Annotated in this window: 1 protein-coding gene; it reads right to left on the reverse strand. The window is 70.8% G+C overall.

Going from position 1 to position 1,461, the window contains the following annotated elements; all coding sequences use genetic code 11:
* Nucleotides 1-1,461, reverse strand: a 1,461-nt coding sequence (locus AB0D10_RS46305; protein WP_360269149.1) for an amino acid adenylation domain-containing protein, incomplete at both ends; no start/stop codon positions are given.

Consider the following 1,461-nt stretch of genomic DNA (forward strand, 5'->3'; position numbering starts at 1 on the left):
GGGGCGGGCAGGGCGCGTTGGTCGAGCTTGCCGTTGACGGTGACGGGCAGCGCGTCGAGGACCACGACCGCTGACGGAACCATGTAGTCGGGCAGGCGAGCGCTCAGGAAGTCCCGTACGGAGGAGCCGAGTTCGGCCTGGTTCTGCTCGGCACCGAGGACGAGGTAGGCGACGAGGCGCTTGTCGCCGGGGGTGTCCTCGCGGGCGATGACGGCGGCCTGGTCGACGGCGGGGTGGGCGGCCAGGGCGGCCTGGACCTCGCCGAGTTCGATCCGGAAGCCGCGGAGCTTGACCTGTTCGTCGGCACGGCCGGCGAAGACGAGTCGGCCGTCCTCCGTCCAGTGGGCGAGGTCGCCGGTGCGGTACATGCGGCGGCCGGGTTCGCCGAACGGGCAGGCGGTGAAGCGTTCGGCGGTGAGGCCGGGACGGTTGAGGTAGCCGCGGGCCAACTGGACGCCTGCCAGGTAGAGTTCTCCGTCCACGCCCGGCGGTACGGGCTCCAGTCGCGCGTTCAGCACGTACACCCGGGTGTTCCAGACCGGCCGGCCGATCGGGACCGACGCCCCGGTGTTCGGGGCGGAGCTGTCCCAGGCGGTCACGTCGACCGCGGCCTCCGTGGGTCCGTAGAGGTTGTGCAGCGGTACGTCGAGCAGGGCGTGGAACTTGTCCCGGAGCTCGGCCGGCAGGGCTTCGCCACTGCAGAACACCGCGCGCAGCCCCGTGCAGTTCGCGACGGCCGGCTCCTGCACGAAGGCCTGCAGCATCGACGGCACGAAGTGGGTGACGGTGACCTGTCGGCTCTGGATCAGATCGACCAGGTAGCCCGGGTCCTGGTGGCCGCCGGGGCGCGCGACCACCATGGTGGCGCCCTCCAGGAGCGGCCAGAAGAACTCCCAGACGGAGACGTCGAATCCGAACGGCGTCTTCTGCAGCACGCGGTCCGTGGCGTCCAGCGGATACGCGGACTGCATCCAGGCCAGCCGGTTGACGATGGCGCGGTGGGTGATGGTGACGCCCTTGGGGCGGCCGGTCGAGCCGGAGGTGTAGATGACGTAGGCGGGGTGGTCGGGGTGGGCGGTCAGTGGGGGTTCGGTGTTCGGCCTGTCGGTGAGGTCGGTGCGGTCGAGGTGGATGGTGGGGATGTCGATGGTGAGGGCGGTGAGGCTGCCGGTGCTGGTGGTGACGATGGCGGCGGGCCGTGCATCGTCGAGCATGGTGGCGATGCGGTCCGTGGGGTGGGAGGGGTCGATGGGGAGGTAGGCGGCGCCGGTCTTGAGGACGGCCAGGAGGGTGGCGACGAGTTCGGTCGAGCGGTCGAGGCAGACCGCGACCAGCGTCTCCGGGCCGACGCCTCGGTCGCTCAGCAGGTGGGCCAACTGGTTTGCGTGGGTGTGGAGTTGGGTGTAGGTGAGCTGCTGGTCTTCGAAGACGAGGGCGGTGTGGTCGGGGGTGCGGGTGGCC

Source organism: Kitasatospora sp. NPDC048545 (assembly GCF_040651155.1).
GTDB lineage: Bacteria > Actinomycetota > Actinomycetes > Streptomycetales > Streptomycetaceae > Kitasatospora.